2 protein-coding genes are annotated in these 2,241 nt (G+C 66.0%); one reads left to right on the top strand and one right to left on the bottom strand.

Going from position 1 to position 2,241, the window contains the following annotated elements:
- Nucleotides 1–261: 261 nt before the first annotated feature.
- On the top strand, nucleotides 262–972 hold the full coding sequence (locus ACWDAK_RS41030) for a DNA-methyltransferase (protein WP_427396335.1): 711 nt from the start codon (nucleotides 262–264) through the stop codon (nucleotides 970–972).
- Nucleotides 973–1,062: 90 nt separating this feature from the next.
- On the opposite strand, the gene ACWDAK_RS41025 is transcribed toward ACWDAK_RS41030, so the two are convergent.
- The gene (locus ACWDAK_RS41025) at nucleotides 1,063–2,001 is read right to left on the bottom strand and encodes a DUF5655 domain-containing protein (protein ID WP_427396336.1); all 939 of its coding nucleotides are present in this window, start codon (nucleotides 1,999–2,001) and stop codon (nucleotides 1,063–1,065) included.
- Between the last annotated feature and the right edge of the window lie 240 nt (nucleotides 2,002–2,241).

Here is a 2,241-nt window from a genome sequence, read left to right as displayed (position 1 = left end):
AGCAGCCTCGGCTACCGCAGTCCCGCCGAATACGAGACCGTCCTGGCGGCCTGACCACCACACCAACGGTGTCCGTCAAAGCGGAGCAAGCTCACAGTACGTTCTCCCGCACGCCGCCGCGTCCGAGACGCTCCCTGGGGAGGACGAGGAGGACGCCAGCGAATTGGAACAAGAAGAGCAGGACGAACAACTCGGTGCCGACCTCAATGGACAGGAGGACGATGCGTAAAAACCTCCCTGCACCGAGGCGACGCCCTCACCGTGCTGAAGACCATCCCTGACGAGAGCGTCGACGCCGTGATCACCGACCCGCCGTACAACAGCGGTGGGCGCACCAGCTCCGAACGCACCGCCCGCACCGCGCGGGCGAAGTACACCAGCGGTGATGCCCGGCACGACCTTCAGAACTTCCCCGGCGAGAACCGCGATCAGCGCTCCTACCGGGCGTGGCTGGAGGCTCTGCTCACCCAGGCGTACCGGGCCTCGAAGGAGCACTCCGTCGCCATGGTCTTCTCGGACTGGCGGCAGGAACCGACCACCAGCGACGCCCTGCAGATGGCGGGCTGGACCTGGGCCGGCACCATTCCGTGGATCAAGCCGGCCTCCCGGCCGCGCAAGGGTGGCTTCAAGCAGTCTGCGGAGTTCATCTGCTGGGGCGTCAAGGGGACCCTCGATAAGGACCGGGACCTGTATCTCCCCGGGCACTTCATCGCCTCCCAGCCCCGCAAGGATCGGGTCCACATCACGCAGAAGCCCGTCGAGGTGATGCAGCAGCTCGTCCAGGTCTGCCCCGAAGGCGGTACCGTCCTCGATCCGTTCACCGGAAGCGGGTCGACCGGCGTTGCCGCGCTCCGGGAAGGACGCAACTTCCTCGGGATCGAACTCTCGAGTCACTACGCCGACGTTGCCGAACGACGGCTCCGAGCCGAGTTGAGGCAGGACGACTTCGTCCTGGCGGGGCCCGCGGCATGAGAATCCGAAGCGCCGGGACCGGTAGACGAGAGACGAAGAGGGCGGTTGCTGGATCGGTGAATCGATGCAGCAGCCGCCCTCGGTCGTTTGTCAGGCCGCCTCGAACGCCTGCTGTATCAGCGGCGCCGCCTTCTCCAGGTCGGCCGCCGATCTGATACGCACCTCCAGATCACCCGTCCCCAGGTGGCCCTTGCCGCGCACGGTGCGGGTGAACCCCGCTTCCAGCTTGACGCCGTCGGGGTCTACCTTCAGGTTGAGCAGGATCGTGTCCTTGAGGAACCGCACGGTCGCCGCCTGTACCAGTCGCCGGTACGCGATGTAATGCTTCATGGTCTCCGCCTCAACGTCTCCCGACTCGGTCAGCACCGTGTGCAGCTCGCGGTAGAGGGCCTGAAGCGCTGATGGCATCTTGCCCAGCTTCTCCTCGACCACCTTCACCTCGTCATCGGCGGCGGCCGGCACCGTGTTGCCGTTGGCCGGTGCCGTACGCGCGGTCGCCGACCGGGGTGCCCCTGCGGAGCCAGGAGTGGACTCGATGAGCTGCAGGCTCAGCAGGTCGCCATCGAAGATCCGGTATCGCACCAGGTCGATGCGCTGGCCCATCTTGTGCACCGCGATCCTGTCGTGCCGAGCGAAGTCGCCAGCGATACACACCACCCGGGGGTTATGCCAGTTGATGGCCTCGGCCGCCTCATTCCCCAACTCGTCCCTCACCAGGGCCTGGAACTCGTGATGGCTGGCGTCCAACCACGTCAGGTAGGAGACCGCCTGAACGATCACTCCGGGGTCGCTGCCCCTCTTGTACTCGATGATCACCGGCGTGCCGTTCTCATCGAGCCCGAGCGAGTCGATCCTTCCCCGGTGGAGCGGACCGGTCTGGTACTCGGAGGCCAAGAACCGGATTCCGAGCATTGCCCTCATGTTGGCCTCGACCCGCTTCTGCAGATCGCACTCCCGCGCCGCCAAGGAGCCCTGCACCTCAACGTCGAGCCCGTCCTCGCCGAGCCGGAACACCTTCAGGTCCGTCATCCAAGCCTCCCCGAGCTTCGCTACGAGGGAACCAATCGAAAGCCGCAGTGGCGTATTCCGGATGAGCCGGGAGACCTTCTGGCTCGCGCGTTCTGATCGGCTCCGACAGGCCAAGAGCGCGAGAAGCCGGGGTGCCCGCTGCCGAACTGAGCTTGCTCCGCTTTGACGGACACCGTTGGTGTGGTGGTCAGGCCGCCAGGACGGTCTCGTATTCGGCGGGACTGCGGTAGCCGAGGCTGC

This window comes from Kitasatospora sp. NPDC001175 (genome assembly GCF_053598215.1).
The sequence above is the reverse complement of the archived record's forward strand: the minus strand, read 5'-3'. Positions and strand labels throughout refer to the sequence as shown.

Coding starts and splice junctions, on each gene's coding strand:
- ACWDAK_RS41025 (WP_427396336.1), bottom strand. CDS start 2,001: ATGACGGACCTGAAGGTGTTCCGGCTCGGCGAGGACGGGCTCGACGTT.